The sequence below is a fragment of the Mesorhizobium waimense genome (genome assembly GCF_003601975.1).
Taxonomy (GTDB): Bacteria; Pseudomonadota; Alphaproteobacteria; order Rhizobiales; family Rhizobiaceae; genus Mesorhizobium; species Mesorhizobium waimense.
This window is the reverse complement of sequence record NZ_QZWZ01000004.1, coordinates 18,843-45,103: the sequence shown is the minus strand read 5'-3', so window position 1 is coordinate 45,103 and position 26,261 is coordinate 18,843. Positions and strand designations below refer to the sequence as shown.

Annotated in this window: 27 protein-coding genes; 18 read left to right on the top strand and 9 right to left on the bottom strand. The window is 62.4% G+C overall.

Going from position 1 to position 26,261, the window contains the following annotated elements:
- The first annotated feature begins 8 nt into the window (after positions 1-8).
- The 5 genes from D3227_RS07005 to D3227_RS06985 all read left to right on the top strand — a co-directional run bounded on the left by D3227_RS07005 (position 9) and on the right by D3227_RS06985 (position 4,930).
- The gene (locus D3227_RS07005; protein WP_120013407.1) at positions 9-668 is read left to right on the top strand and encodes a GntR family transcriptional regulator; all 660 of its coding nucleotides are present in this window, start codon (positions 9-11) and stop codon (positions 666-668) included.
- A gap of 63 nt (positions 669-731) precedes the next feature.
- Positions 732-2,069 carry an ABC transporter substrate-binding protein gene (locus D3227_RS07000; RefSeq protein WP_120013597.1) on the top strand — a complete coding sequence of 446 codons (1,338 nt, stop codon included), beginning with the start codon at positions 732-734 and terminating at the stop codon, positions 2,067-2,069.
- On the top strand, positions 2,069-3,007 hold the full coding sequence (locus D3227_RS06995) for a carbohydrate ABC transporter permease (protein ID WP_120013406.1): 939 nt from the start codon (positions 2,069-2,071) through the stop codon (positions 3,005-3,007). The genes D3227_RS07000 and D3227_RS06995 overlap by 1 nt, the downstream gene beginning before the upstream one ends.
- Positions 3,008-3,829, top strand: a complete 822-nt coding sequence (locus tag D3227_RS06990) for a carbohydrate ABC transporter permease (protein WP_120013405.1) — start codon at positions 3,008-3,010, stop codon at positions 3,827-3,829.
- Positions 3,830-3,871: 42 nt separating this feature from the next.
- A complete protein-coding gene (locus D3227_RS06985; protein WP_120013404.1) occupies positions 3,872-4,930 on the top strand; it encodes an ABC transporter ATP-binding protein in 1,059 nt (352 codons plus the stop codon).
- A gap of 161 nt (positions 4,931-5,091) precedes the next feature.
- Here the strand turns inward: D3227_RS06985 and D3227_RS06980 are convergent, their stop codons facing one another.
- Complete coding sequence (locus D3227_RS06980) at positions 5,092-6,120, bottom strand: LacI family DNA-binding transcriptional regulator (protein WP_208646345.1); 1,029 nt, start codon at positions 6,118-6,120, stop codon at positions 5,092-5,094.
- 276 nt (positions 6,121-6,396) lie between these two features.
- Here D3227_RS06980 and D3227_RS06975 point away from each other — a divergent pair, with 276 nt between their 5' ends.
- The 9 genes from D3227_RS06975 (at position 6,397) to D3227_RS06935 (ending at position 14,066) form a co-directional block, all read left to right on the top strand.
- Positions 6,397-7,404 carry a sterol desaturase family protein gene (locus D3227_RS06975; protein WP_120013403.1) on the top strand — a complete coding sequence of 336 codons (1,008 nt, stop codon included), beginning with the start codon at positions 6,397-6,399 and terminating at the stop codon, positions 7,402-7,404.
- 114 nt (positions 7,405-7,518) lie between these two features.
- Entirely contained in the window at positions 7,519-8,499 is a 981-nt protein-coding gene (locus tag D3227_RS06970; protein ID WP_120013402.1) for a sugar ABC transporter substrate-binding protein, read from the top strand.
- 174 nt (positions 8,500-8,673) lie between these two features.
- Positions 8,674-9,678 (top strand): ABC transporter permease, encoded by a 1,005-nt coding sequence (locus D3227_RS06965; RefSeq protein WP_120013401.1) that lies wholly within the window; start codon positions 8,674-8,676, stop codon positions 9,676-9,678.
- A complete protein-coding gene (locus tag D3227_RS06960; RefSeq protein WP_120013400.1) occupies positions 9,675-10,499 on the top strand; it encodes an ATP-binding cassette domain-containing protein in 825 nt (274 codons plus the stop codon). Before D3227_RS06965 ends, D3227_RS06960 begins: the two co-directional genes overlap by 4 nt.
- Before the next feature lie 111 nt (positions 10,500-10,610).
- A complete protein-coding gene (locus tag D3227_RS06955) occupies positions 10,611-10,922 on the top strand; it encodes a MocE family 2Fe-2S type ferredoxin (RefSeq protein ID WP_120013399.1) in 312 nt (103 codons plus the stop codon).
- A 1-nt stretch (position 10,923) separates the two neighbouring features.
- A complete protein-coding gene (locus tag D3227_RS06950; protein ID WP_120013398.1) occupies positions 10,924-11,706 on the top strand; it encodes a hydroxypyruvate isomerase family protein in 783 nt (260 codons plus the stop codon).
- Between the two features lie 4 nt (positions 11,707-11,710).
- Complete coding sequence (locus D3227_RS06945; RefSeq protein ID WP_120013397.1) at positions 11,711-12,541, top strand: 3-methyl-2-oxobutanoate hydroxymethyltransferase; 831 nt, start codon at positions 11,711-11,713, stop codon at positions 12,539-12,541.
- A 118-nt stretch (positions 12,542-12,659) separates the two neighbouring features.
- Positions 12,660-13,661 carry an inositol 2-dehydrogenase gene (iolG, locus tag D3227_RS06940; protein WP_120013396.1) on the top strand — a complete coding sequence of 334 codons (1,002 nt, stop codon included), beginning with the start codon at positions 12,660-12,662 and terminating at the stop codon, positions 13,659-13,661.
- A gap of 114 nt (positions 13,662-13,775) precedes the next feature.
- Complete coding sequence (locus tag D3227_RS06935; protein WP_120013395.1) at positions 13,776-14,066, top strand: MurR/RpiR family transcriptional regulator; 291 nt, start codon at positions 13,776-13,778, stop codon at positions 14,064-14,066.
- 272 nt (positions 14,067-14,338) lie between these two features.
- On the opposite strand, the gene D3227_RS06930 is transcribed toward D3227_RS06935, so the two are convergent.
- The 3 genes from D3227_RS06930 to D3227_RS06920 all read right to left on the bottom strand — a co-directional run bounded on the left by D3227_RS06930 (position 14,339) and on the right by D3227_RS06920 (position 17,306).
- Positions 14,339-15,010: a 4-carboxy-4-hydroxy-2-oxoadipate aldolase/oxaloacetate decarboxylase gene (locus D3227_RS06930; RefSeq protein WP_120013394.1), complete on the bottom strand. Its 672-nt coding sequence runs from the start codon at positions 15,008-15,010 to the stop codon at positions 14,339-14,341.
- Positions 15,011-15,077: 67 nt separating this feature from the next.
- Positions 15,078-16,100 carry an amidohydrolase family protein gene (locus D3227_RS06925; protein ID WP_120013595.1) on the bottom strand — a complete coding sequence of 341 codons (1,023 nt, stop codon included), beginning with the start codon at positions 16,098-16,100 and terminating at the stop codon, positions 15,078-15,080.
- 96 nt (positions 16,101-16,196) lie between these two features.
- Positions 16,197-17,306, bottom strand: a complete 1,110-nt coding sequence (locus D3227_RS06920; protein ID WP_120013393.1) for an alcohol dehydrogenase catalytic domain-containing protein — start codon at positions 17,304-17,306, stop codon at positions 16,197-16,199.
- Between the two features lie 270 nt (positions 17,307-17,576).
- On the opposite strand from D3227_RS06920, the gene D3227_RS06915 reads away from it, so the two are divergent.
- Both D3227_RS06915 and D3227_RS06910 read left to right on the top strand, forming a co-directional pair.
- Positions 17,577-17,933: a DoxX family protein gene (locus D3227_RS06915; RefSeq protein WP_120013392.1), complete on the top strand. Its 357-nt coding sequence runs from the start codon at positions 17,577-17,579 to the stop codon at positions 17,931-17,933.
- 57 nt (positions 17,934-17,990) lie between these two features.
- Positions 17,991-18,605 (top strand): TetR/AcrR family transcriptional regulator, encoded by a 615-nt coding sequence (locus tag D3227_RS06910; RefSeq protein ID WP_167480628.1) that lies wholly within the window; start codon positions 17,991-17,993, stop codon positions 18,603-18,605.
- A gap of 78 nt (positions 18,606-18,683) precedes the next feature.
- Here the strand turns inward: D3227_RS06910 and D3227_RS06905 are convergent, their stop codons facing one another.
- The 5 genes from D3227_RS06905 to D3227_RS06885 form a co-directional block, all read right to left on the bottom strand.
- Positions 18,684-20,252, bottom strand: coding sequence for a bifunctional 3-(3-hydroxy-phenyl)propionate/3-hydroxycinnamic acid hydroxylase (locus D3227_RS06905; protein WP_120013391.1), 1,569 nt, complete (start codon positions 20,250-20,252; stop codon positions 18,684-18,686).
- 46 nt (positions 20,253-20,298) lie between these two features.
- Positions 20,299-21,336, bottom strand: coding sequence for an Ldh family oxidoreductase (locus tag D3227_RS06900; protein ID WP_120013593.1), 1,038 nt, complete (start codon positions 21,334-21,336; stop codon positions 20,299-20,301).
- A gap of 32 nt (positions 21,337-21,368) precedes the next feature.
- Positions 21,369-22,250: an alpha/beta hydrolase gene (locus tag D3227_RS06895; RefSeq protein ID WP_120013390.1), complete on the bottom strand. Its 882-nt coding sequence runs from the start codon at positions 22,248-22,250 to the stop codon at positions 21,369-21,371.
- A 100-nt stretch (positions 22,251-22,350) separates the two neighbouring features.
- Positions 22,351-23,250: a VOC family protein gene (locus D3227_RS06890; protein ID WP_245451682.1), complete on the bottom strand. Its 900-nt coding sequence runs from the start codon at positions 23,248-23,250 to the stop codon at positions 22,351-22,353.
- Between the two features lie 103 nt (positions 23,251-23,353).
- Positions 23,354-24,205, bottom strand: coding sequence for a fumarylacetoacetate hydrolase family protein (locus D3227_RS06885; RefSeq protein ID WP_120013388.1), 852 nt, complete (start codon positions 24,203-24,205; stop codon positions 23,354-23,356).
- Between the two features lie 248 nt (positions 24,206-24,453).
- Between D3227_RS06885 and D3227_RS06880 the strand changes: the two genes are divergently transcribed.
- Together D3227_RS06880 and D3227_RS06875 are read left to right on the top strand one after the other, a co-directional pair.
- Positions 24,454-25,608, top strand: coding sequence for an alcohol dehydrogenase catalytic domain-containing protein (locus tag D3227_RS06880; protein WP_120013387.1), 1,155 nt, complete (start codon positions 24,454-24,456; stop codon positions 25,606-25,608).
- A 61-nt stretch (positions 25,609-25,669) separates the two neighbouring features.
- Positions 25,670-26,212 (top strand): cupin domain-containing protein, encoded by a 543-nt coding sequence (locus D3227_RS06875; protein WP_120013592.1) that lies wholly within the window; start codon positions 25,670-25,672, stop codon positions 26,210-26,212.
- Positions 26,213-26,261 lie beyond the last annotated feature (49 nt).

Genomic DNA, 26,261 nt, shown 5'->3' with positions numbered 1-26,261 from the left:
AGTGCTGAATGGACGACAGCAGCGAACCGGCAACCCTGAGGGAAAAGGCCTATGCCAGCTTCACGCGGCATCTCCTGGCGCGTGACCTCAGGCCAGGCCAGTTCGTGTCGCAGCGCGAGCTGGTCGCCTTCACGGGGCTGCCGCTTGGCGCCATCCGCGAGATCGTGCCCCGGCTCGAGGCCGAGGGGCTGCTGACCACCATTCCTCAGCGCGGCATGCAGATCGCGCATATCGACATCAACCTGATCCGCGAAGCCTTCCAGTTCCGTCTGTTCATGGAACGCGAAGCGGTGGCGCTGTTCACGGTCAACGCTGCCGATGCCGAACTCGCCCGGCTCAGGCGCGAGCACGAGGAGATGCTGGCGCACGCTTTGGCACAGGCAGCGACGCCGGAGATGGAAGCAAAAGCGCAGACCATCGACTGGGCGATGCACGACACCTTCATCGACGCGCTCGACAACGAGATCATCGCCAAGGCCTATCTGGTCAATTCGGTGAAGATCCGGCTGATCCACCAGGAGCGTTTCCGCATCGACGGCCGCGTCGTGCCGGTCATGCGCGAGCATCTGACGGTGATCGAAGCCATGGAAAGCCGCAATCCGCAGAAGGCGGTCGAGGCGATCAGCCTGCATATCGACAATGCACGCCGGCTGGCGCTGCAAATCTGAGGAAGCATGAGCCGCGCCGCAACCGCTGCGCAACCCACAAACGACAGCAACCGGGAGGAAGAAATGTCGTCCAATCTGTTCAACCCAACCAGGAGGCAACTCCTCCAGGGAACCGCGGCTCTCGCCGCCGCCGGCCTTGCCGGCCTGCGCCCGGCCTTTGCCGCCGGCGTCGACTGGAAGCGCTTTGCCGGCACGACGCTCGACGTCAACCTGGTGAAGAGCCCGCGCAGCGACACGCTGATAAAGTATCTCGCCGAGTTCGAGGAACTGACCGGCATCAAGGTCAATGCCGAGGCGACACCCGAACAGCAGCAGCGCCAGAAGACGGTGATCGAGCTCAGCTCCGGCAGACCGAGTTTCGATGTCGTGCATCTGAGCTACCATGTGCAAAAGCGTCAATTCGAGAAAGGCGGCTGGCTGGCTGACATCTCCGGTTATCTCACCGATGCCACGCTCACCGATCCGGCGCTGGTCGAAACCGACTTCGCCGATGCCGGCATGCTCTTTGCCAAGGACGGGCAGGGCGTGCTGCGCTCGCTGCCATTCTCGGTCGACTATTGGATCGTCTACTGGAACAAGGAATTGTTCGAGGCCAAGGGCCTTAAATACCCTGAAACGTTCGAGCAATTGGTGGCCGCCGCCGAAGCGTTGACCGATCCGTCGACCAACACCTACGGTTTCGTCGCCCGCGGCCTCAAGAACGCCAACACGCCGGTGTGGACCTCGCTGATGCTCGGCTACGACATGACGCCGCTCGACGACAAGGGAAAGTTGCGCACGACGTCCCCTGAGGCGATCGAGGCCGCCAGCCTCTACCAGAGGCTGATGACCAAGTCCGCACCTCCGGGCGTCACCGGCTTCAACTGGGCCGAAGCGCAGTCCGCCTTCCTGCAGGGCAAGATTGGCATGTGGTTCGACGGCGTCGGCTTTGCCCCGCCGATGGAGAATCCGGAAAAGTCGCGGGTGGTCGGCAAGGTCGGCTATGGCGTCATGCCCAAGGGTCCCAAGGCGCACGCCGCGGGCACGTTCGGCGACGGCCTCGGCGTGACGGCCGCCAGCGAGAAGAAGGAAGCAGCCTATCTGTTCTGTCAGTGGGCGATCTCCCCCGCCATGGGCGCGCGCCTGCTGCAGGCAGGTGCTGGCGTGCCGTTCCGCAAGTCGGTGCTTGAAGATCCCAAGGTGCGCGAAGGCGTCACCATGCCGGCGAGCTGGCTCGATGCCGTGGTCGGCTCCGGCAATGTCAGCCGGCTGTCGCTGCCGGTCATCATCCCGGTCACCGAGTTCCGCGACATCTATGGGGTGGCGCTGACCAATTTGATCGCCGGCGCCGATCCCGCCGAGGAGCTGAAGAAGGCCACCGAGCAATTCCAGCCGGTTCTCGACAGGAGCGAGCAAGGCTGATGTCCGCCACCACCCCAGAACGCACCGGGGTGACGATTGAAGCCATCGAAGGGAGCCAGACAATACGGCTGGCTCCCAACTACTGGCCCTTCGTCGTTCCGGCGCTCGTCGTCGTCGGCGCAGTGATCGTCTTTCCCTGGGCCTTCACGCTGTGGATGAGCGTCAACAGCTGGACGCTCGGCCAGGCGCGAAGCTTTGCCGGGATGGAGAACTATCTGCGCCTGGCCAGCGACCCGCGCTTCTGGGAATCGCTTCTTCATACGTTGAGCTACACCTTCCTTTCGGTTATCGCGCCGATGTTTCTCGGCACTGTCGCGGCCCTGATCTTCGATGCGAAATTTCCGCTGCGCGGCCTGCTCCGCGGCGTCTTCGTGATGCCGATGATGGCAACGCCGGTTGCCGTGGCGCTGGTCTGGACCATGATGTTCCATCCGCAGCTCGGGGTGCTCAACTACCTTCTGTCACTGGTCGGCATCCCGGCCCAGGAATGGATATTCAATGCCAAGAGCGTCATCCCTTCGCTGGTCGCGGTGGAGACCTGGCAGTGGACGCCGCTGGTGATGCTGATCGTGCTGGGCGGCTTGGCGTCCGTGCCGCGCGAGCCGTTCGAAAGCGCCGAGATCGACGGCGCCAATGCTTGGCAGCAGTTCCGCTACCTGACGCTCCCGATGATCGCGCCGTTCCTGATGATCGCGATGATCATCCGCACGATCGATGCGCTGAAGAGCTTCGACATCATCTACGCGATGACGCAAGGCGGGCCGGGCACGGCGTCGGAGACCATCAACATCTATCTCTACAATACCGCCTTTTCCTACTACGACATCGGCTACGGCTCGGCCATGGCCGTGGTGTTCTTCGTCGTCATCGTGGCGCTGTCCTTCATACTTTTGATGCTGCGCCAGCGTTCGCAATGGATCGATGTGGAGGGCAAATAGATGACGTCACGGCTGCTCAACCAGATTGGGCTGTTCTTCGCGGCCCTGGTCTTCGTCTCGCCGGCGATCCTGTTCTTCCTCTGGATGATCTCGCTGTCGCTGAAGTTCGAGATCGACAACGGCGCCTATCCGCCGATCCTGATCCCCGAACATCTCGCCTGGTCGAACTATGCAAAGGTATTCGAGGAGAACAATTTTCTGCTCTATTTCTGGAATTCGGTCCTGGTGACCGGCACGGCGACGCTGCTGGCGTTGCTGATCGGCGTGCCTGCCGGCTACGGCATCGCGCGGCTCAAGGCCGAACGGTCGGCGGTCGTCATCATGATCGCCCGCATGACGCCGGGGCTTTCCTATCTCATCCCGCTATTCCTGCTGTTCCAGTGGATCGGGATTCTCGGCACGCTCTGGCCGCAGATCATCATCCATCTGGTGGTGACGGTGCCGATCGTGGTCTGGGTGATGATCGGCTATTTCGAGACCACGCCGATGGAGCTGGAAGAAGCGGCCAACATCGATGGCGCCAGCTCCTGGCAGGTGTTCCGGCTGGTCGCTTTGCCGATCGCCAGGCCGGGCATCGTCGTCGCCTTCATCCTGTCCATCATATTCTCGTGGAACAATTTCGTCTTCGGCATCGTGCTCGCCAGCCGCGAGACGCGCACGCTGCCGGTCGCCGTCTACAACATGCTTTCCTACGAGCAGGTGAGCTGGGGGCCGCTGGCCGCCGCCGCGCTGGTGGTGACGCTGCCGGTGCTGGTGCTGACCATGTTCGCGCAAAGGCAGATCGTCGCGGGGCTGACCGCCGGCGCCGTCAAGGGCGGCTGAGGTGCGGCCCGAGCGGACATTACTTTTTTCTGGAGGAATCCAATGGCATCGGTAACCATCAACAATGTGCAGAAGGCATTTGGGGCCACCCGGATCATCCACGACGTCAGCGTCGATATCGCCGATGGCGAGTTCGTCATCCTGGTCGGGCCGTCGGGCTGCGGAAAATCGACGCTGCTGCGCATGATCGCCGGGCTCGAGACGATCTCGGGCGGCAAGATCGCTATCGGCGAGCGCACCGTCAACAATCTCAGGGCGCGCGACCGCAACATCGCCATGGTGTTCCAGAACTACGCGCTCTATCCTCACATGACGGTGGCCGACAATATGGGCTTTGCGCTCAAGATCAAGAAAGCCGATCCGGCCGACACCGCCGGCCGTGTCAAAAGGGCCGCAAATATCCTTGGCCTGGAGAAGTTGCTGGATCGTTTTCCGCGCCAGCTTTCCGGCGGCCAGCGCCAGCGCGTCGCCATGGGCCGCGCCATCGTGCGCGACCCGCAGGTCTTTTTGTTCGACGAGCCACTCTCCAATCTCGACGCCAAGCTGCGCGTCCAGATGCGCGGCGAGATCAAGGCGCTGCACCAGCGGCTGGGCACTACCACCATCTACGTCACGCATGACCAGATCGAGGCGATGACCATGGCCGACAAGATCGTTGTGCTGCATGACGGTCTGGTCGAGCAGATCGGCGCGCCGCTCGACCTCTACGATCGTCCGGCCAATCTGTTCGTCGCCGGCTTCATCGGCTCGCCGTCGATGAACTTCATTGCAGGCCGCATCGAGGAAGGCATCTTCCGCAGCAATGGCGGACTGACCCTGCCGCTGCCGGAAGGCATCCACCCGGCGCACGCCACAGGCGGCGAACTCATCTACGGCATTCGTCCCGAACATATCCGTGCAACAGCCCAGGGCATCTCCGGCACGGTCACGCTTCTGGAAGCGACCGGTTCGGAGATCTTCGCCAAGGTCGACTGCGCCGGCGAGGAGATCTCCTGCCTGTTCCGCGAGCGGCTGGCGCTGAAGCAGGGCGAGACGGTGCGGATCGAGGTCGACCGTGCCTGCGCGCATCTGTTCGATGCCAAGACCGGGCGGCGGTTGTGATTGGGTCGGGCGATGCCCGCGCCGATAGCCACGCCTGCGTCGGTTCACCTTTGCGTTGGCACTGCTCCCAAGCGACATGAGGTTCGGCTTCGTCGCGGGCCGAACTACGACGGGACGGACTACGACGGGACGGACGGCAAGTTCCGAAGCCGCAAGCCGCTTCAGATGTTCTCCGGGGTATAAAGCTCAAAGGGTATCACTGAGGTGAAATTGACCGGATCGCTGCCGGCCGAAACAGCTCCGACCATGCCGCTCACGGCCGCCTTAGCAAGCTGCTTTAGGGGGTGCGCAATGGCAAGCGTCAGGGTTCCGTCGAGCAGAGCGCCACGCGTGGTGTCCATAAGCTCATATCCCACCACTATCAGCTTGCCGGCCCGGCCGCTTCCCCGTAATGCTGCCAGCGCACCGCTGATACCGCCGCCGGCAACGTAAAGGCCGGCGAGATCAGGATGCTTGCTCAATAGACTTTCTGTCATTTCGTGCGCTACCGCAGACGACTCGAATGTCGGCAATGGCTCCAGCAAGACAAATTCAGGTGCATGCTCGCGAAAGTACGAGCGGAAGCCGGTTTCGTTCATCTCCTGATTCCGATAGCGGTGATTTCCCATCAGGATGCCGAGCTTGCCCGGGGCCGGGCACATCTTGGCGAATGCCCATGCGGCGGTCCGGCCGACCTTCCAGTTGTCGAGGCCGATGTAGTGGACTTGTCCAGTCGCCGCCAGCTGTGAAATCAGGGCGAATACCTGCACTCCACTGGATTGAATTGTCTCGACCGCCTGCATGACCGTTGGATGCACGGCCGTCGTCAGACAGATCGCCTGGCAGGTTTCAGCGAGGGCGAGCGCACGCGCCGCGGTGTTTTCGGGCGACAGGTCCTCGAGATGCTCGATCTTCAGTTCAATGTCCGCGTCTGCGCTCGCAGCGGCCGCGCTCAAGGCTTGTGCGAGAAGTTTATAAAACGGCCGGTGCGGCTGAAGCAGAAGCGCACCGAAATGAAATTTTGGCTGGACGGCTGCGTTGCGCGACTGGATGGCGCCGAGCCCATAGAAACTTATTTGTTCGGCCGCGGCACGCACCTTTTCCCGGGTCGGCTCGCGAACGCCTTCGGCCCCGGAGAGCACGCGGTTCACGGTGGCAACGGAGACGCCGGCCACCTCCGCCAGATCGCGAATTGTTGGTCTGGCTATCAAGACTGACCCCCTGATGACTTTTGTATCATCCCTGCATTGCCTTGATACATTTGAGACAATCTTATTTGACAGCCATTATCGACGCTTGCTTTGTTCCGCGTCAATGCCCCTTATTTCGAAGGCATAACGAACAGACCTGCAACAGCAACTGTTGGTTATGGGAGGAGTACCGAACAGATCGGCATGGCGCCAAAGGCGCCAAAAATCACCGGGCACGCCCGCGTGGTCGCCACTTTCTGTTGTCGGATCGCCACCAAGCCAAAAGAGAGAATTGCAATGGACGATCTCAAATACGGTACGCGTAACAAGCGGGGCGACTGGAAGCCGAACGGGCGTATCGAGGCCGTGCCGTTGTGGAACTGGCCACCGAAGCTGCCGAAGATCCTGGCATGGCTGCCCGGCTATATCTGGCCATGGAATGCCTTCCACATGGCCACTGCCCTCATCTACTGGTTCTATGTCGTCCCCGACGTCGAGACAATGAAAACGATCAGCTGGGGCTGGGCGCTGTGGCTCTACGCCGTCAACGCCGCGGCGATCCTGGTCTTCTACGGCATATTCGAGCTGCGCTACTACATCAAGCGCGCCCAGCAGACGCGGTTCAAATACAACCACAAATTCCCCGGCGATGCGCCTTCGGACGTCTTCTGGTTCCAGAGCCAGAACCTCGACAACTTCCTGCGCTCGTTCTTCATCACCATTCCGTTGTGGACCGTGGTCGAAGTCATCTTCCTGTGGTGCTTTGCCAAGGGCTACGTGCCGTGGGTCGGCTGGCAGGACCACCCGGTCTATCTCGCGGCACTGGTGCTGGTCGCGCCGGCCATCCACGAAGTCCACTTCTTCTTCATCCACCGCCTGATCCACTGGGGGCCGCTCTATCGCTGGATCCATTCGGTCCACCACAATTCGATCAACCCGTCGCCCTGGTCGTCACTGTCGATGCATCCGGTGGAAGGGTTCCTCTATCACGCGGTCGCCTTCTGGCACCTTGTCATCCCGTCCAATCCGATTGTCGCGCTGTTCCAGCTGCATGTCGCCGGCTTCGGCGCCGTCAATGGTCATCTCGGCTTCGACAAGCTGGAGGTGACCGAGGACACGGCCATCAACAGCCACGCCTACACGCATTACCTGCACCACAAATACTTCGAGGTGAACTACGGCGGCGACGGGCTGATCCCGCTCGATCGGTGGTTCGGCACCTGGCACGACGGCACCAGAGAGGGCGACGCCATGATGGACGCCCGCTTCCAGAAGAAGAGGGAGCGCATGAACGCCAGGGCGTGAGCAACGCCCGGGCGAACCATCGATCACGGCGCGTAACCGGGAGAGTCGTGCGCGCGGAGATGAATTCACTGTTTTTGTAAACCCGTCTGAAGACGGCAACTGGGAGGAAATGAAATGAACCATATCACGAAGCTTTTGACGGCGATGATGACGGCCGCCGTGGTGGCGACGTCAGCCACGGCTGCAATGGCCGATGGGGCGAAGATCTTCGTCATCGGCGGCAAGGCGGACGACCCGTTCTGGTCGAAGGTCAAGAAGGGCGCCGACGACGCCGGCAAGGTCGCCGAACTGACGGGCGGCTCTGTGACCTGGCTCGGCCCGCAGAATTACGACAATCTCGGCCCGGATGCCGCCAAGCTGATCCGCACCGCGCTCAGCCAGAAGCCGAGCGCCATCGTCGGCCCGGACTGGGTGCCCGAGGCCATGGATGACGCCTTCAAGGAAGTCGTTGCCGCGGGCGTACCCCTCATCATCTACAATTCCGGCGGCATGGATGCAGCCAAGCGGCTCGGCGCCATGAACTATGTCGGCAACGAAGAATACGCGGCCGGTCTCGGCGGTGGCGAATATTTCGGCAGCCATGGCGCCAAGAACGTGCTTTGCGTCAACACCTTGCCGGGCTCCACCAACACGGAAGACCGCTGCAAGGGCATCGCCGACGCCATCGCCAAGAGCGGCGGCAAATCCACCCAGTTGCCGCTGCCCTCATCCAGCTTCGGCAACCCGACCGCGGTCGCCGAGGCGATCAAGGCCGCCGTGCTGAAAGACAACACCCTCGACGGTCTCATCACAATCAGCGCCGGGGACGCCAACAGTGCGGCCAACGCGATCAGCCAGGCCAATGTCGGCGACAAGGTCAAGCTCGCTTCGTTCGACATGGACGAGACCGGCCTGCAGCGTATCAAGGATGGCACGCAGATGTTCTCGATCGACCAGCAGCCCTATCTGCAGGGCTATCTTGCGGTGTCGCTGCTCAACGGCTTCGTCAACTATGGGCTCGACCTGCCGACGAAACCGGTGCTGACCGGACCGGGGATCGTCGACGCAGCCAATGTCGAGGCGACGTTGGCTGGTGCTGCGGCAGGCGCCCGCTAGCGTCGCAGACCGAGTGTCCGGCCCATCCAAGGGCCGGACATCACCGGCCCAGCGCCGCCGACGAAAGGCGGCGCCAGGCTCCCCTTTGTTCAAGCCAGGGACACTTCGATGACATCCCAAGCCCATGACCAACCCGCCGTGGTAGCGACTGCGCCGCCCGCCCCGCATTCCTCAATGCCCTCGATCGGCAGCCTTGTGCGGCGCCCTGAGGTCGGCTCGCTGATCGGCATGATCGCCGTGCTGGTCTTCTTCTCGATCTTCGGTGGTGCCAATTTCATGTCGGCCGGCGGTTCCGCCAGTTGGCTCAACGTCGCCTCGGAACTCGGTATCATCGCACTCCCCGTGGGGCTATTGATGATCGCTGGACACCTCGATCTCTCCGTCGGGTCGATGATCCCGGCCAGCTCGATGACAATTGCCATCATCTCGGGCCACTACGACTTGCCGATCATTGTCGGCATCCTTGCGGCGCTGAGCCTTGGGCTGGCCGTCGGCTTCATCAGCGGGGTCTTGGTGATCCGCACCAAAGTGCCGTCCTTCGTCGTCACCCTGGCAACGCTGTTCGCGCTGGCCGGCCTGACGCTCGGCCTTTCGATCATCCTGTCCGGCAGCACGAGTGTCGCGCTAAAGAGTGGACCGGTCGCCAAGCTTGTGTTCGGCGACTATCTCGGCGGCAAGTTTCAGGTGACCCTGTTCTGGTGGATCGCCATCGTCCTTATCGTCGGCTTCATCCTGAATTTCTCGCGTTTCGGCAACTGGATCCTGGCCATGGGTGGCGACGCCGTCAGCGCCCGCAATGCCGGCATCCCGACCGACCGGGTAACCATCGCGCTGTTCATGAGCAGCGGCCTGTGTGCAGCCTTTGTCGGCATGTCGCAGGCGATCCTCTACAACAGCGCCCAGGTGGCGGCCGGGCAGTCATTCATCTTCAACTCGATCATCGCGGTGGTCATCGGCGGCGTGCTGCTCACTGGCGGCTACGGTTCAGTGGTCGGCATCGTGCTGGGCACGCTGACCTTCGCTATCGTCAACCAGGGTATCTTCTACACCGGCTTCGACGCCAACTGGGCGAGCCTGATCATCGGCGTCCTGCTGCTCGCCGCCGTGCTGATGAACAACACGTTCCGCACCATGGCGTTGACCTACTCGCCACGCGCCAAACCGAGGGCCCGCTCATGACCACGCCCCTGCTCAGGCTGACCGGAATCAACAAGTCGTTCGGTCCGATCGATGTTCTCCACGACATTTCGCTCGAGGTTAACAGAGGCGAGGTGCTGTGCCTGCTCGGCGACAATGGCGCGGGAAAATCCACGCTGATCAAGATCCTCTCCGGCGTCCACAAGCCGACATCGGGCAGGATGGAAATGGACGGCAAATCCGTCGAATTCGGCAGCCCGCGCGATGCCAGCGACCATGGCATCGCGACGGTCCACCAGTTCGGCGGGACGTTCCCGCTGATGAGCATCGGCCGCTCCTTCTTCGTCGGCGCCGAGCCGACACGGCGCTGGGGGCCGCTCACCATCTACGACCGCAAACGGGCCAACGAGATCGCCGTCACCGAGATGCGCCAGCTCGGCATCACCCGCATCGATGACGGCGATCGCCTCGTCGGCGGACTGTCCGGGGGCGAGCGTCAGGCCCTGGCCATTGCCCGTGCCGTCCATTTCGGTGCCAGCGTGCTGATCCTCGATGAGCCGACAGCCGCGCTCGGCGTCAAGGAGGCGGCGCATGTGCTGCGCATTGTCCTGCAGGCGCGCCGCAAGGGCATTGCGGTGATCTTCATCACCCACAATGTCGTCCATGCGCTGACCGTCGGCGACCACTTCGCCGTCCTCATCAGAGGTTCCAAGGCCGCCGATTTCCGCAAGGGTGAGAAAAGCCGCGAGGCGATTACCGATCTCATGGCCGGCGGCGAGCAGATGGCTGAACTCGAAGCCGAAATCGAGAGATTCTCGGCGACCAACGATGGGCATGCGCCGCGTGACGGAGAGCATCCGTAAACCCAGTGAAGATGCTCACCACACGGGGCATCTTCCCTCCCGGGCGGCCGGCGGACACGTGTTCCGTCGGCCGACTTTTCGACCAACCGAGGACCAAGGCTCAGGGCGACAATGGCAAAATGGATTGATGCGTGTGCAACGGACGATATCGAGGAAGAGGATGTCATCCGCTTCGATCACGGCGGCCGGACATTCGCCATCTACCGCAGCCCGGACGATACGTTCTTCTGTACCGACGGCCTGTGCACGCATGAGAAGGTACATCTGAGCGACGGGCTGGTTATGGAATACAGGATCGAATGCCCGAAGCACAACGGCGTGTTCGATTACCGCACCGGCGAAGCGATGCGCGCACCGGTCTGCGTGAACCTTAAAACCTACACCACCAAGGTCGAAGACGGCCGCGTGTACATCGAGGTCTGACATGTCCGACACCTTCATCCTTGCGGCCTGCGCCGAGATGCTGTGGCGCGACCGGCCGATGGAATTCCGCGTCAAGCGTCTGACCGAAATGGGTTTTCAGGTCGGTCTCTGGAACTGGCCCGAGCATGATCTCGCTATGCTGGAAAGCTCTGGCGCAACCTTCTCGATCATGAACGGGTATCTCAGGGGCCGGCTGCCCGATGACGATGGTGCTGCCGAACTTTTGAAGACGGCGAAGGAGACGGCGGCGGTCGGCAAGCGCCTCGGCGTCGCGCGGCTCAATCTGCATGGAACCGGGCTGGGCGAGGGCGGCCTGCCGGTCGCGCCTTGCGAGACGGTCACCGGTGCGATGTGGCTCAAGGCGCGCGACACGCTCAACCGCGTCGCCGACCTCGCCGAGGCCGAAGGCGTGACCTTCACGCTGGAGAATTTGAACCTGCCGGTCGACCATCCCGGCGTGCCGTTCGCACGTGCCGAGGATACGCTTGCGCTGGTCTCGAGTGTGAACCGGCCTGGCTTGCGCCTCAACCTCGACCTCTACCATGCGCAGATTGGCGAGGGGAATTTGATCGAACTCTGTCGCGCCTGCCTGCCGTGGATCGGCGAGGTCCAGGTGGCCGACGTGCCGGGGCGGATGGAGCCCGGCACCGGCGAGATCAACTACCGGGGCATCGCCCATGCGCTGAAGGGCATGGGCTATCGCGGGCCGGTGGGCATGGAGGCGTTTGCCTCCGGCGATCCCGAAGTCGCACTCGACGCCTTCCGCAACGCATTCACGGTGTAGGTCCATGGTCAGCAAGAACATCCGCCCCACCGTCGCCGACATTCGCGCCATGAAGGCGCGCGGCGAAAAGATCTCGATGCTTTATGTCACTACGGAAGAAGAGGCCGCTGCCGCGAACGCGGCGGGGATCCACATGCTGTCGATCGAGGGGCGCTTTTTCAGTCCTCAAATGCGTGAGGCTGCTGGGCGCTGCTTCGTGCAGGTCGGTCTGCCTTATGGCGGCTGGGGAACCTTTCAGGGCCGGCCTCTCGCAACTGCCGAGGACTATCTGCGGGCAGCTTTCCACTTCGCAGCGATGGGAGGTGACTGCTTCTATTGCGCTGCCTCTTATGACATCCAGAAGACATTGTGCGATAACCACGTGCCAATCGTGGCGCATGTCGGCCTCATTCCTTCCTACATCACCTGGACAGGCTTTCGCGCGGTGGGCAGGACCGGGCAGGAAGCCCTGAAAGTCTGGCAGCAGGTGAAGCAGCTTGAGGCCATCGGCTGCTTCGGCGCCGAGCTTGAAGTTGTCCCTGACAAAGTCAGTGCATTCATCTCGAAGAACACTTCGATGATCATGCTCGGCATGGGAGCCGGGCCGGGTGCTGACGCCCAGTATCTCTTCGCCGAAGACGTATTGGGCCATACCCAGGGCCACAAGCCACGGCACGCGCGTACCTATCGCAATTTCGCAATCGAATACGAGCGGCTGCAGAACGAGCGGGTTGCGGCTTTCAAGGAGTTCATCGCCGATGTCAATTCTGGCGCCTATCCGGCGCCGGAACACAATGTTGCGATCGCCGACGAGGAGTTTGCTCGCTTCGTCAATCAAGCCCAAGCCGGATCCTAGACTCAGCGAGGGGCCACGACGGCGCAAGAAGGAACACGAACGCTTGCGGATGTGGATCGTCTCAGAGCAGCGAAAGCTGACCCTATCAATTCAATGTTGTACGGAGCTTTGGAAACTGATGCTTAATGTTGGACTTCTCGGGGCCGGGCGGATTGCCGGCGTTCATGCGACGGCGATCTCGTCGCACCCTGGCAGCAAACTCGTCGCCGTGTCGGACATCAATACGGCGGCCGCCGAAAAGCTCGCTACTCAGTACCGGGCTGAGGCACGAACCACAGAAGCCGTCCTGAACGATCCCGCCATCGATGCGGTTTTGATTGCCACCTCGACAGACACCCATTCTGATTTGATCGAGCGTGCGACCGCCGCTGGCAAAGCTGTTCTTTGCGAGAAGCCGGTGGACCTCAGTCTTGCGCGCGCGCTGGAATGCCGCAAGGCAGCTGCCGCCACCAAGCGCCCGGTAATGATCGGCTTCAACCGCCGCTTCGACCCAAATTTCGCGGCGCTGAAGACTGCCGCCGACAGAGGCGAGATCGGCAAGACCGAACTCCTGTCAATTACATCCTTCGATCCCGCGCCGCCGCCCGTTGCCTACATCAAGGTCTCGGGTGGACTGTTCCGCGACATGATGATCCACGACTTCGACATGGCGAATTTCATCATGGGTGCCGCGCCCATGGCGGTGACCGCCGTGGGATCCTCGATCGTCGATCCTGAAATCGGGGCTGCGGGCGATGTCGACACGGCCGTGGTCACGCTCACCTACGATGATGGCCGGATTGCTGTCATCAAGAACAGCCGGCGCGCGGTCTATGGCTATGACCAGCGGTTGGAACTGCTGGGTTCGCAAGGGCTGCTGCAGGCGCAGAACATGCTGGAAAACACGGTGGTAAAGTCCACCACCTCTGGCGTGACGGGGGCCAAGCCGACCTACTTCTTCCTGGAGCGCTACATGCCGGCCTATGCCGCCGAATGGGCCGGTTTTGTCGAGGCAGTCAATGGCGGTAAGGCGGTTCCCGTCACCCTGGACGACGGCATTGCCGCGCTGGCGATGGCGGAGGCAGCAACGGTGTCGGCGAAGACCGGCGCTCCTGTGAAACTCGCCAGCGTGCTCGGCTGACAGTGCTTGCGAGCAAGCGCAATCCGATTTCAAACCTCAAGCGACTTAACCGAATTTGCAACATGACAGCCATGGTGTCGAACGCCTTCTTCTCGTTCTTTAAGAGCTACAGCCATGAACAAACCTCGAACTCTCGATGAAATCAAAGTAGCTATCGCCAAACGCGAGCTGGTCTTGCCAAAGGCGATGGAGCAAGTAGCGAGAAAAATTCTTGAGAAGCCCGAGATTGCCGCTTTCGATAGCACTTCTGTAGTCGCTTGCCGCTGCCACGTGGGAACCTCGACGGTTTCGCGGCTTGCTCGTCACTTGGGGTTCGCGAATTATCGGGAACTCAGACGGGTGTTCCAGGATCATCTTCGAACCCAGTCCCTCAAGACGTCAGACATGCGCATGCCTGCATTTTGAGATAGCTCGACGTTCGTGGCGATATTGGTGACCTTGCAGCTGTCGGCGCCAGTCTCAATCACCATCGCGCAGCTGCCGGCTCCTGGCTTGTGGATCGGGTCTTTGACGCGGAAAAGCGGCGGTTCGAAAATCTCCCGGGCACTCGGGGCGGCTGCTTGCAGCTGCCGACGATGGCAACCACGATACGTCGAAAGCTCGAGCGTTTGGCGCAATAGCGCACTGGTGCCACGGATCCGCTTATTTTATCAGTCGCGCAACCGGCGAGGCGGTCCCTACTCGTAGATGAGACCCTTGCGCTGCAAGCGCTCGCGCATGTCGTTGACATCGAGACTTAGCTTGCCGGCTGCGTAAAGGCTTCGCTTTTCTTCTTCCATCGCCTCGCGCCTGCGGGCGGTTTCGAGGACTTTTTCCGCGATTTCACGCGGCACGACGCACACGCCATCGTCATCAGCCACGACGACGTCGCCAGGCCGGATATGGGCGCCGGCGCAGACGATTGGCACCTGGACATTGCCGAGCGTCTCCTTGACCGTCCCCTGTGCGCAGATCGCCTTCGACCAGACCGGGAAGGCCATGGAGCGCAGGGTCGACACATCGCGCACGCCAGCATCGATGATGAGGCCCCTGATGCCTTGCGCCTTGGCCGATTCAGCCAGCAGGTCGCCGAAATAGCCGTCCTCGCAGGGCGAGGTCGGGGTGACGACCAGGATGTCGCCTGGTCGTGCCAGTTCCAGCGCGACGTGGATCATCCAATTGTCGCCCGGCGCAACTTCACAAGTCAGCGCGTTGCCGCCGATCCTCACACCGTCATAGATAGGCCGCAGGCGCGCGGCGAGCAGGCCCGTCCGCCCCTGCGCCTCGTGAACCGTGGCCACGCCAAGTTGGCCAAGAGCATCGCACGTCTCGATCGGCGTGCGCTCGGTCTTGGTGACGACTTTGGCCATAAGTGTTCTCCCGGAACGATGAGGTGCGGCATCCGGCGCCGCACCCGAACAATGCTCATTGGCTGGTCTAACGCCCTTGTGCCTTCAGCCGCGCATCAAGCCTCGGATAGACCTTCCGGGCATTGCCTTCGAACACGGCGTGCCGTTCGACCTCACCGAGCGAAAGCGCGTCGACGTAGCGCCGCGTGTCGTCGAAGGCGAAGCCGGTTTCCGGATCGATGGCCTTGACCGCTCCGAGCAACTCGGAGCCGAACACGATGTTGGCCGGGCCAACGACGCGGAACAGCGTGTCGATGCCCGCCTGATGATAGACGCAGCTGTCGAAGAAGACGTTGCGCATCAGATGCTCGGCCAGTCCGGGCCTGTCCAACATCATCGCCAGGCCGCGATAGCGTCCCCAATGGTAGGGCGCGGCGCCGCCGCCGTGCGGGATAATCAGCCTGAGACCGGGAAACGCGCTGAACAGGTCGCCCTGGATCAGCTGCATGAACACGGCGGTGTCGGCGTTGATGTAATGCGCGCCGGTCGTATGCAGGCAGGAACTGCAGGAGCCGGAGACATGGATCATGGCCGGCACCTGCAGCTCGACCATTTTTTCGAAGAGCGGATACCAATAGCTATCGTGGATCGGCGGTGCCGACCAGAAGCCGCCGGACGGATCGGGGTTGAGGTTGCAGCCGACGAAGCCGAGTTCGAGGACGCAGCGCTCGAGTTCGGCAAGCACCGGCTTCAGGTCGCCGCTCATCGATTGCGGCAGCTGGCATACGCCCGCGAAGTTGGCCGGGAACATCTCGACGATGCGGGCGATCAAGTCGTTGGAGATACGCGACCATTCGGCATTGTTCTCGGCGCTGCCAATATGGTGGCCCATGCCCGAAGCCCGCGGCGACAGGATGGTCAGGTCGGTACCGCGCTCGCGCTGCAGGCGCAACTGGTTCTGCTCGATCGTCGCCCTTAGCATTTCGTCGGTGATGCCGGGATAGACGGGCATGGCGTCGCGCATGCCTTCGACGAACTCGAGCTGCGTCTTGCGAAAGGCATGGTGCTCCGGCGGTTCGCTCGTGTAGTGGCCGTGGCAATCGATGATCATTTCGTTCTCTTCGCGCATAAGATAGCGGATCGCTGCGCCGTTCCGCGGTTGCCGGCAAGCGGCGGACGGTGAAGCCCGCCGATGCCGATGGCCCAGCTATGGTTCGAGCACGTAGTTGGTGAAGCCACCGTCACCGGAGGCGACGCCATTGATGGCCTCGTTGATGCGCTCTAGCGGATACGTCCGCGCCTCCAGCACCGAAAGGTCGATCGCGCCGGAGCCCACCATTTCGGCGACCTCCATGCCCTCGGCCGTGGTCAGCCAGGCCGAGCCAAGAAGCTGCATCGAATTGTCCATCCACCATTTGGTGTTGAACAGCATGTCGCTGCCGGTACCGCCGATGTTGACGATGCGGCCGCCGCGCTTGACGCCCATCATGGCGTCCTTCATGGCGTTGACGTCGGCCACCGCACCGAGGCAGTCGAGCATGAAGTCGGCGCCGAGACCGCCGGTCTGCGAGCGGACCCAGTCGGCGACCTTGCCGTCCTGGTTGGAGAAAGTCTGGATCCGGTTCGGGGCAAGCTGCTTCAGCCGCTCGAGCAGAGGCTTGCCGCGTGCTACCGCATAGATCGTCGAGACGCCCATGGCGAGCGCGAAGAGTGTCGCGCCGACGCCCAGCGTGCCGGTCGCACCATTGATGATCAGCGACTTGCCGGCCGGTATGCCGAACTTCTTGAGCGCGGAATACGCCGTGCCGAGGTAACCCATGCGGGCCGCCTGTGGGTAGGTCATGTTGTCGGGGATCTTGACGATCGCATTCTGGGGCGCGCGCATGAACTGGGCGAAGCCCCCCTCAGGATAGCGCTTGTAGATTTCCAGGCTGTTCCTGTTGAAGCCGAAATAGCCGTTGAAGGTGAAATATTCGCACTTCGCCTGATGGCCGCTGACGCAGGCATGACATGCACCGCAGGAACGCAGCGGGTTCACATACACGCGGTCGCCCGGCTTGATCGCCACGACCTGTTCGCCGACCTGATGCACGATGCCCGCAGGGTCGAGGCCGAAGATCGCGGGCTTCGCCGGCAGCGGCTGATGCGGGTACCAGGTCTCCCAGTTGTTGAGCACGTTCGCGAGATTGGGCACCATCCCGCAGGCCTTGACCTCGACGACCACATCCGTTCCGGATGCCATCGGCTTGGCCACTTCCTCGACACGCATCGGCTCGTTCACGGCATGAAGCCGTGCCGCCCGCATCATGATCGTCATCGTCTGTTCCTCCCAATATGCCAGTTCGCAGAGATGCCTCGTTGACATTCCTCGTAGACTGTGGATACCGTATAGTATCTGGATTGGGTGACGCAAGAGCCGATTTCCACTGACGACAGCATTTGCGGGAAATGTCGGCGAAGGCCGCATCGGTTGCGGCCTGGCGACAAACGCTTCGGCTCCGCTGGATGAGAGAACGTCGCCCGATATGGCAACAAGGACGGGAGGAAGGGCCGGGCGGTCCGTTCGACGTTCTACACGGAGGAATCAATGCCGGAGTTCATGCTAACGCCAATCGATCTCCTGCGCATTCTGTGCGGGATCTGGTTCATTCCGCATCTCATTGGAAAGATCAGGAACTTCGAAAAGGCGACAAAGACGTTCGAGGCCGCCGGGCTGAAGCCAGGAAAACCCTTCATCGTGCTGACGGTTGCGCTGGAATTTGTTGCCGCCGTTGGAATGGTGTTCGACATCTATCCGCGATGGGCTGCGGCGTGCGGCGTGGCCGTCTTGCTGGGAGCGGCCTATGCGGTGGTGCAGATCAACGGCCCGCGCTGGCGCTGGCAGTTGATGGGCCCCGAATACCCGATCTTCTGGGCGCTTGCCTGTATTGTTTCGGCCTTCTAACCTTCGGCCGATTCGGATACCAAAGGTATCCCAATGAATGGCTTGGAAGGATAGAGAATGGCGCGACTGACGCGCGAACAGAGCCAGGCTCTGACCCGCGAGAAGCTCTTGCTGTCAGCGAGCGAAGTCGTGGCTCGCGACGGCTATTCCGGGGCGACCATTGAACGTATCGCAGAAGAAGCCGGCTACTCGAAGGGCGCCTTCTATTCGAACTTCGAGAACAAGGAAGACATCTTCCTTCAATTGCTCGAGCGCCATGCCGGTGGCGACGTGGTCGAGCTCACCGGCCTGCTCGACGGCTACGATGACCCGAAGGAGATCATCGATGCGATGTGCGATTGGGCCAATCAGCGGGCGAAGGACAAGCGGTGGGGAACGCTTGCCATCGACCTGTTGCGGATCGCCCGCCGCGACAACACACTGGAAGAGCGGCATCTGCGCCTGTTCAAGGACCAGTGGGAGGGCCTGGGCAAGTTGCTGTCCGGAAAGCTTTTTCCCCATGGCGGTGCCGATATCGAACCACTCTATGTGGGCGGTGTCGTTCTGGAACTCATCTATGGCGGCCTCTCCAGCTTCATGAAGGACGATTCGCCGGGCGAGATGGTGAGGGCCACGCTCACCTCAATGCATCTGGCCCACCTCTACCGCCACATGCCAGCCGCCCGCGTATAGGGGACGCCGCTTCCGAGGTGCACTGGCCGGTCCTGACTTGCACCCGAGATCGTCCCGGCGCACACGACGCATGAACCATCATTGCTCGGTCGCTGCCAGCATCGTGTGCAATTGGCGGACGAGCTGCTCGGCTTCCCCTGCGTCCGCGGCCGTACCGAAAACCACATGGTCGGGCCGCACCAGGACGGCGCGTGCACCCTTCGACGTCAACCAGTCCGCCAGCACGCGATCTTCTTCCACCAACAGCGAGGGATAGGACCTATCCTGCGCCACGCGATGCACGGCAACGCCAGCCTCACGCGACTTCTCCAAAAGGTTGAGTGAAACGTCCATATCGCCGCTGATGAGAAGCTGGAACCCGGGCGGCAAAGCGTCGTCGAGCCGCATCCGTCCGAAAGGCCCGACGACCCACGGCTGTGGACAGGGCTCGCCCGCTCCGGCTGTCGACGACCCGTCAACACCACCGGCGACAAGTCCATGACGGATGGGCGGAAAGAGGTTCTGCCGGACCTGGACACCATGGCCCGCGTGCATCGCCACTACCATCTCGGCATCGCGGGCGCGGGCCTTGTCCGGATCCAACTCGCAGATGACTTTTCCCAGCCGCTTCGTGACCTCGATGACTTCGCGAATGAACGGCCTTCGCTCGGCCTGGTAGGTGTCGAGCAGGCGCTCCGATCCACCGCCGATCACTTGGGCCAGCTTCCAGGCAAGATTGGCTGCATCCTTGATGCCCTGCACCATCCCCTGCGCGAGAAACGGCGGGGTCATGTGGCAGGCATCGCCGGCAAGAAAGACGCTGCCCACCCGCCACTGCTGCGCAACAAGGGCGTGGAAGTTGTAGGTCGCCGAGCGCCAAAGCCTGGCCTGATCCGGCTGAAGCCAAGGCGAAAGCAACTGCCAGATCCGTTCCGGTCGGTTGATCTCCACTGGACTTTCACCCGGTAGGATCATGAACTCCCAACGTCGGAGCCGATCGGGACCGCAAACATATGTGTGCGGGCGCGCGGGGTCGCAGAACTGGACGTTGGTGTCCGGCAACGGCACGTGCCCATCCCCCAGTATCATGTCCACCACGAGCCAGGGTTCGTCGAAGTCAAGGTCCTCCAGCGCCACACCGAGCCTGCGCCGGATGAAGCTGGCTGCGCCGTCGCACCCGACGACATAGCGCGGGGTGCGCGTTGTGTGCTCGCCGCTCGCCTTGTCGCGCAAAGTCAGGACCGGCCTATCGGGGTTCTCAAGGCCGACAAGCTCCGTTGCCGTGCGCAGCGTCAGGTCAGGGAACCTCTTGCCGTTGGCGCGCAGAGCCCTCTCAAGCTCCGGCTGAATGAAGGTCAGATAGGGCGGCCAGCCAAGCGGGTAGGGCTCAGCAGGGGACTCGAACCGGCGCAACAAGACACCGTCGGCGGATCTGTATTCCGACGCGCGATACTGCCCCGTTGCCGCGGCAATGGCGTTGGCCGCGCCGATGTTCTGGAAGATCCGCATCACCTCGTGGTCCATGCCGATCGCGCGAGGCAGTGCGTAGACGTCGTCAGCGGCATCGATGCCTTCAACCCGAACTCCTGCTGCCGCAAGCAGATTGCACAAGGCGATGCCGACGGGGCCGAGCCCGACCACCACGACGTCCGCCTCATCTTGCGTCATCCAGGGATACCCCTCTGGCCGGCCTTGGTGCGGCTGTCGTGCGGCATCACTGCAGGAAAGCCGGCACCGCGAGCCCCAGCCGTACGGCTGCATCGGCGAGGTTCCTGGCGGTGCCCTTCGCCAGCGGGATGCCGTTGGCGGTGCGCTCCCGCCCGGTTTGAAAGCCGCGTTCGCCGGGCAGTTTCACGCCATCGGAGCCGGCTGCCGGATCGAGCGCATGGATTGCGCCGGCCAGGGTTTCCACCGAGGCGAGAAAGGACGACGGGTCGCCGAAGGCCGCCGGATCGATGGCGAGCATAAGGCCATTGAAGCCGCCTTTCTTCTCGCCGCGCAGGAACGGCGCAATGACGGCGTTGCCCACCAGCACGCTTGACAGAATTTCGATCATCAGCGACAGACCGGATCCCTTCGGCCCAGCCATGGGCAGTATGGCTGTCACCTTATGCGGGTCCTGCGTTTCGACGCCGTTGGCGTCGATGGCCCAGCCTTTGGGGATCGGGTTGCCCGAATCCTTGGCCGCCATGATCTTGCCGAGCGCCACGGCGGCGGTAGACATGTCGAGCACGATCGGATCGGCGCCGCCAGGTCGGGGAACGGCGATCGACAGCGGATTGGTCGACAGCGCCTCGCCCTTTGCGCCAAAATAGCTCATGAGCGGCCTCGACGCGGTCATGGCGATGCCAATCAGGCCGCGGACGGCCAGTTGGGTGGTGAAGTAGCCGATTGCGCCGGCATGGGATATGGCGCGGGCGCCGCACCAGCCGATGCCGAACGCTTCCGCCAGATCGCCGGCTTTGCCGGCCGCATGCATCATGGCGACGGCGCCCGGGGCCTTTCCGTAGTCGAAGACGCAGGTCGCCCCGAACTCCCGGATCAGCTTCGGCTGTTGACCGGAGCGCACGACAGCGGTCTCGATCATCTCGATGTAGCGCGGGATCCTGAGAACACCGTGCGAATCCGCGCCACGCAGATTTGCCCAGACCAACAACCGCGCGCTCTGCACCGCCTCGTCGGGCGTATAGCCGGCAGCATTGAGCAGCGCGGTCGCAAAATTGGTCAGTTCGCTTTCCTGGGCGACGGGCATGCCGAATGTCTCCTGGTCTGGCCGCATCGCCCTCAAGCTGCCGGCGTTGCCGGGAAGAATTTATCGAGCCAGCCCTTGAGCATCATCTTGGTGCGCGGCGCGTCTTCCGGTGCGAGCGGGAAGTGGGCGGTGCCCGAAATCAGCATCAGCTCGGCCGGCTGCCCGGCCTTCTCGAACAGGCGGATGGACTGCTCGGTCGGCGTGATGATGTCGTCGGCGGTGTGAAAGAACAAAACGGGGCGGGGCGCGATGTTGGCAACCACGTCTTCCGCCCTGAAGTTCATCATGCTCCATGCCGTCTCGGTCGGGATCTCCATGATCGCCTTGGGCGACAGGTTCTTGCGCAATTTTTCCGGGATCGGCACGGCGTCGAACCGCGAGATCCACATGCTCTCGCCCGTCGCGCGCTTGTGCTCACGGCCCTTCTCGAGCAGGCCCATGAAGCGCTCCCAGGCCTCCGGTGTTGGGTGCTGGCCGCGGAACTTCCGCTCGCCGTGACCCCAGCCGCATGAGGAGATGACGCAGGCGAACCGCTCGTCGACGCCTGCTGTATAGACCGAAACGGCGGCGCCGAAGCTGTGGCCGGTGATGCCGATCCGCTTCGGGTCGATCTCGGGGCGCCCGGCAAGGAAGGTCAGCGCGTTCTTCGCGTCGGTGACCTGATCGAAGCAGCGGACCTGGGCGCGCTCGCCCTCGCTCTCGCCGCAGCAGCGGAAATCGAAGCGCAGCGCGGCATAGCCGAACGTCTCCATCATCTCAGCCTGGATCTGGGCGTGCGACTCGTCCTTGGAACCGACGAAGCCGTGGCAGACGATGAACGCCGGCAGCTTCTGTCCGGGGCGGTGGCTGTCGGGAATGTGCAGAACCGCCGATAGTTTCAGGCCATCGGATTCGAACGTGAGTTTTTCCTGCATAGCGATCTCCTGTCGAAAGCAGCGTCCATGCGGTCGAGCTGCTTCGCCTTGCTTGCTTGTCCCGTCTGCCGAAGCGCGGCCGGCCGCCGGGCCTTCCTGATCAGTCGATCCTGGCGAATGGAAAATGGTGCTCGCGCCATTCCTGGGGGGCGGGAGAGCCCCAGACATTCATTTGGCGGACATTTCCGGGGCGCTCCAGGTTGGTGATGACGTTGGGCACGAAATGGGCGTCGTCGGCGACCGTGTGCATGGCGCCGGAGCACTCGACCATCGCGCCGCTGGCATCGAGATAGTAGGCATAGGTGTTGTCGCCCGGACGATGGCGGCCCGGCCCCCAAAGCACCTGCCGGTCGAACCCGTCGAGAATGTCGCCGAGCCGGCAGTAGTCGCTGAAATGGCTGAATTCGAAGGAGTAGTGGTGAAGCCCGACCGGACCCTTCACCAGGCCCAGAATGTGGTGCTGGCGGTTGCCGCCATGCATCCAGCTCAGAGCCTCGTTGACCATGCGCTCGGTGAGCTGCATGCCGCAAATCTCGGAGAGCTGCCGCCTTGTGGCGACCGGGTCGGGGGTGATGAGATTGATGTGGTCGAGCCGCCGCGGCTTGATGCCGTTGGTCGGGTAGCGCGGATTGTACATGTCGTCGCGCGCTGGGGTGTGCACTTCGAAGCGCAATCCGTCCGGCGTCGCGAAGGTCACGCCGGCATCGCAGCAGGCTAGGCTCGGTTCACGCGAGAGGATCCGGCAGCCGGCATCGTCCACGCGCGAGGCGGCTTCGGCGACAGCCTCGGCGGTCAGCGCTTCGAGCCCGATCGTGTGGCACGAATTCTCCTCAGAGTGGAGAAGCACGAGTTCGGCCTTGCGGCCGTTCGAGCTCAGCCATGTCTCGCCCGTCGCCTGCCTGGTGACGCGCAAGCCGAGGATTTCCGTCGAGTCGTGGATCACGGCCCCTACGTCGCGGACATTCAGCTTTATGTGACCGACCCCAAACACCAGGTGCATCACCATTATCCTCCTACGGCCGCAGCTTGACCCTGGCGACCTGCTTAGATCAAACTCGGCTGGATGGCAACAAATTTCGAAAATAATATGTTATTGCGAAATATCACGAGTCGGAGATGTCTTCGGCCACCATATTGCGCAGGATGCCAATGCCCTGGATTTCGATCTCGACCTCATCGCCAGAGAAAAGGAACTCCGGCGGGTTACGGCTGGCGCCGAAGCCCGATGGGGTGCCGGTAACGATAACGTCGCCGGGGTCAAGCGGAGCAAAGGTCGAGATGTAGGAGATCAGCCAAGGGATATCGAAGATCATTCGGTCGATCGCGATCGACTGCCTTGCCACGCCATTGACGCGGCTCTCCAGATGAAGACGCGCCGGATCCGGAATCTCGCGCGTACAGACCATCCACGGGCCGAACCCGCCGCTGTGGTAAAAGTTCTTTCCGGGCGTGAACTGGGTCGAGTGTTTCTGCCAGTCGCGGACGCTGCCCTCGTTGAAGCAGGCATAGCCGGCGACATATGCCATCGCCTCGGCAGGTGCGATCTTGTGCGCGCGGCGGCCGACGATCACCGCCAACTCGCCCTCGAAATCCAGCCTGTCGGAAACAGCAGGCTTCAAGATGGCGCCTCCGTGACCGGTCTGCGCTTCCGCGTGGCGCATGAACAGGAGCGGAAATTGCGGCGCTGCCTTGTCCTCCTCATGGAAATTGGTGGCGACGCAGAAGATCTTGCCGGGGTTGGGGACCGGAGGGAGCAGTTTGACGTCGGCCAGTGGCAAGGTCTCGAGCTCGCGTTCGCGGGGAGCGAGGTCGGGAAAGTGGATGCTGAGATAGGTTTTCAGATCCGGTGGTGCATCGGGAATGGAATCCAGCCGCAGGATCATTTCACCCTCAACAATTCCGTAGCCGGCACCGTTGCGTTCAGCGAAAGAAGCGAATTTCAAAAGCTCACCCATTTAGGACGTACCCTGAAAGCAGGTACTTCTGGCCCGGAGTAAACCGGATTTTCGAAAATAGGCAAGCCATGGACGAAACCGGCAAAGCGCACCGATCTCGGATGAAAATGGCCTCACCGCCACGCCGGAGCGGCGCCAGTCCTCGGTCATCACCATAAAGTTACGAAAAAAGATTGATATTTCGAAAAAACTATGCGACCACCGAACTGGCCTCGGGAGGAGGCCCATATGTGTGCAAAAAACTTGGCATGCACTGGTTTGAGCGAACGGGAGGTATCGACGTGACAGCAATTCCGCAGACGATGAAGGCCGCGCGCATGCACGAGATCGGCGGCCAGCTGAGGATCGAGGAAGTGCCGGTCCCGAAGCTTGGGTCGATGGACGTTCTCGTCCGCGTCAAATCGTGCGGCATCGTGCCGAACCTCGCCAATATCCTGGCGATGTGGCCGACCTGGTTCCCCCACATGCCGCAACCGCCGCTGCCGGCGATCTTTGGCCTCGACCCGGCTGGCGAAATCGCCGCGGTCGGCAGCCAGGTCCACAGTCTGAAGCCCGGGGATCGCGTCTACGTCAATCCGGGGCGCTCCTGCGGCAGCTGCCGTCATTGCCGGCGCGGCGATACGATCTCCTGTCGCCACTACGCCTTCCAGGGCTATTTCGGCTTCAGCCACGACGCGCTGCAGACATTTGGAGATTACCCCGTCGGCGGCATTTCCGAGTACATGGCCGCGCCGGCATCTGCGATCGTGGCGCTTCCCGACAACATGAGCTTCGACCAGGCGGCGCGGCTCGGCTACATGGGAACTGGCTATTCCGCTCTGAAGAAGGCCCAGGTCGGCCCCGGGGACACGATCCTCGTCAATGGCATCTCCGGCACACTCGGCATATCGATCGCGGTGTTCGGTCCGTCCTTCGGGGTCAAGAAGATCCTCGGTACGGGTCGTGACAGGAAGCTGCTGAAGGAGATCGAAGCGCTGGCGCCGGGCATCATCGAGACGCATTCGCTGGAAGACGGGTCGGCAGACGAATGGGCCCGTTCCAAGACGTCGCATGGCGAGGGTGTCGACGCCTTTATCGACTGCAACGGCCCCGGCACGCCGCAAGACCCTTTCCTGGCGGGCCTCAGGGCGTTGCGCCGCGGCGGCACCGCCGTCGACATCGGCGCCGTGATGGGCGCGGTTCCCATCGATGTGCACACGATGATGGACCGCAATCAACGTCTTATCGGTTCGGCATGGCTGACGACATCCGAGGGCCAGGAAATGGCCGACCTCGTCGGGATCGGCAAGGTCAGCTTCGATCTCCTGGAAACCCAAGCGACGCCCATGAGCAAGGTCAATGAGGCCATCTCGGGCATCGCCCAGCGCCATGGCGGGTTCTCGAATTTTGTGATCCATCCATAATTGAATACGTACTAGTATGCTGATACCGAATGGTATCCATGTTGTCTGGGAGGATCAAGACATGAAGATTCGCCGCGTTGTCACTGGAAAGAATGCCGCAGGAAAATCGGTATTCATCAGCGACGGTTCCTCGCCGCGCGAGATGGCGCTGCAGCACACGCCCGGTTTCGTTTCGTCTCCGCAGTGGAAGATCGACGGGACGCCGGATCTGGCCAGACGGGGCGGCGCCGATCCGATGGCGAGCGAGAGCACGATGCTTGCTTCGGTTGGGGGGTCGGTATTCTGGATGATCACCTTTCCGCCGGACAGCGTGATGATGTCGCCCGAGTGGAAGCCCGAACTGGCGGGTCCGGAGCACCTGAAGGCCGCGCCCGGCGTCGCCGAGTGCTTCGAGATGGACAATCCCGGCATGCACCAGACGCCGACGATCGACTACGTGACCGTCGTCAAGGGTCGGCTTGTCCTCGAGCTTGACGACGGCAAGACCGTCGAGCTGAAGCAGGGCGATACGGTCGTGCAGCAGGGAACGCGTCACGCCTGGCGCAATCCCTTCGCCGAGCCGGTGACGGTCTCGGTCGTCATGCTCGGCGCGACCACGGCCTAGGCGGCGCCACTCTCAGGCTGCCCCGCCCATCCGGCGCGGCCTGCTGCCC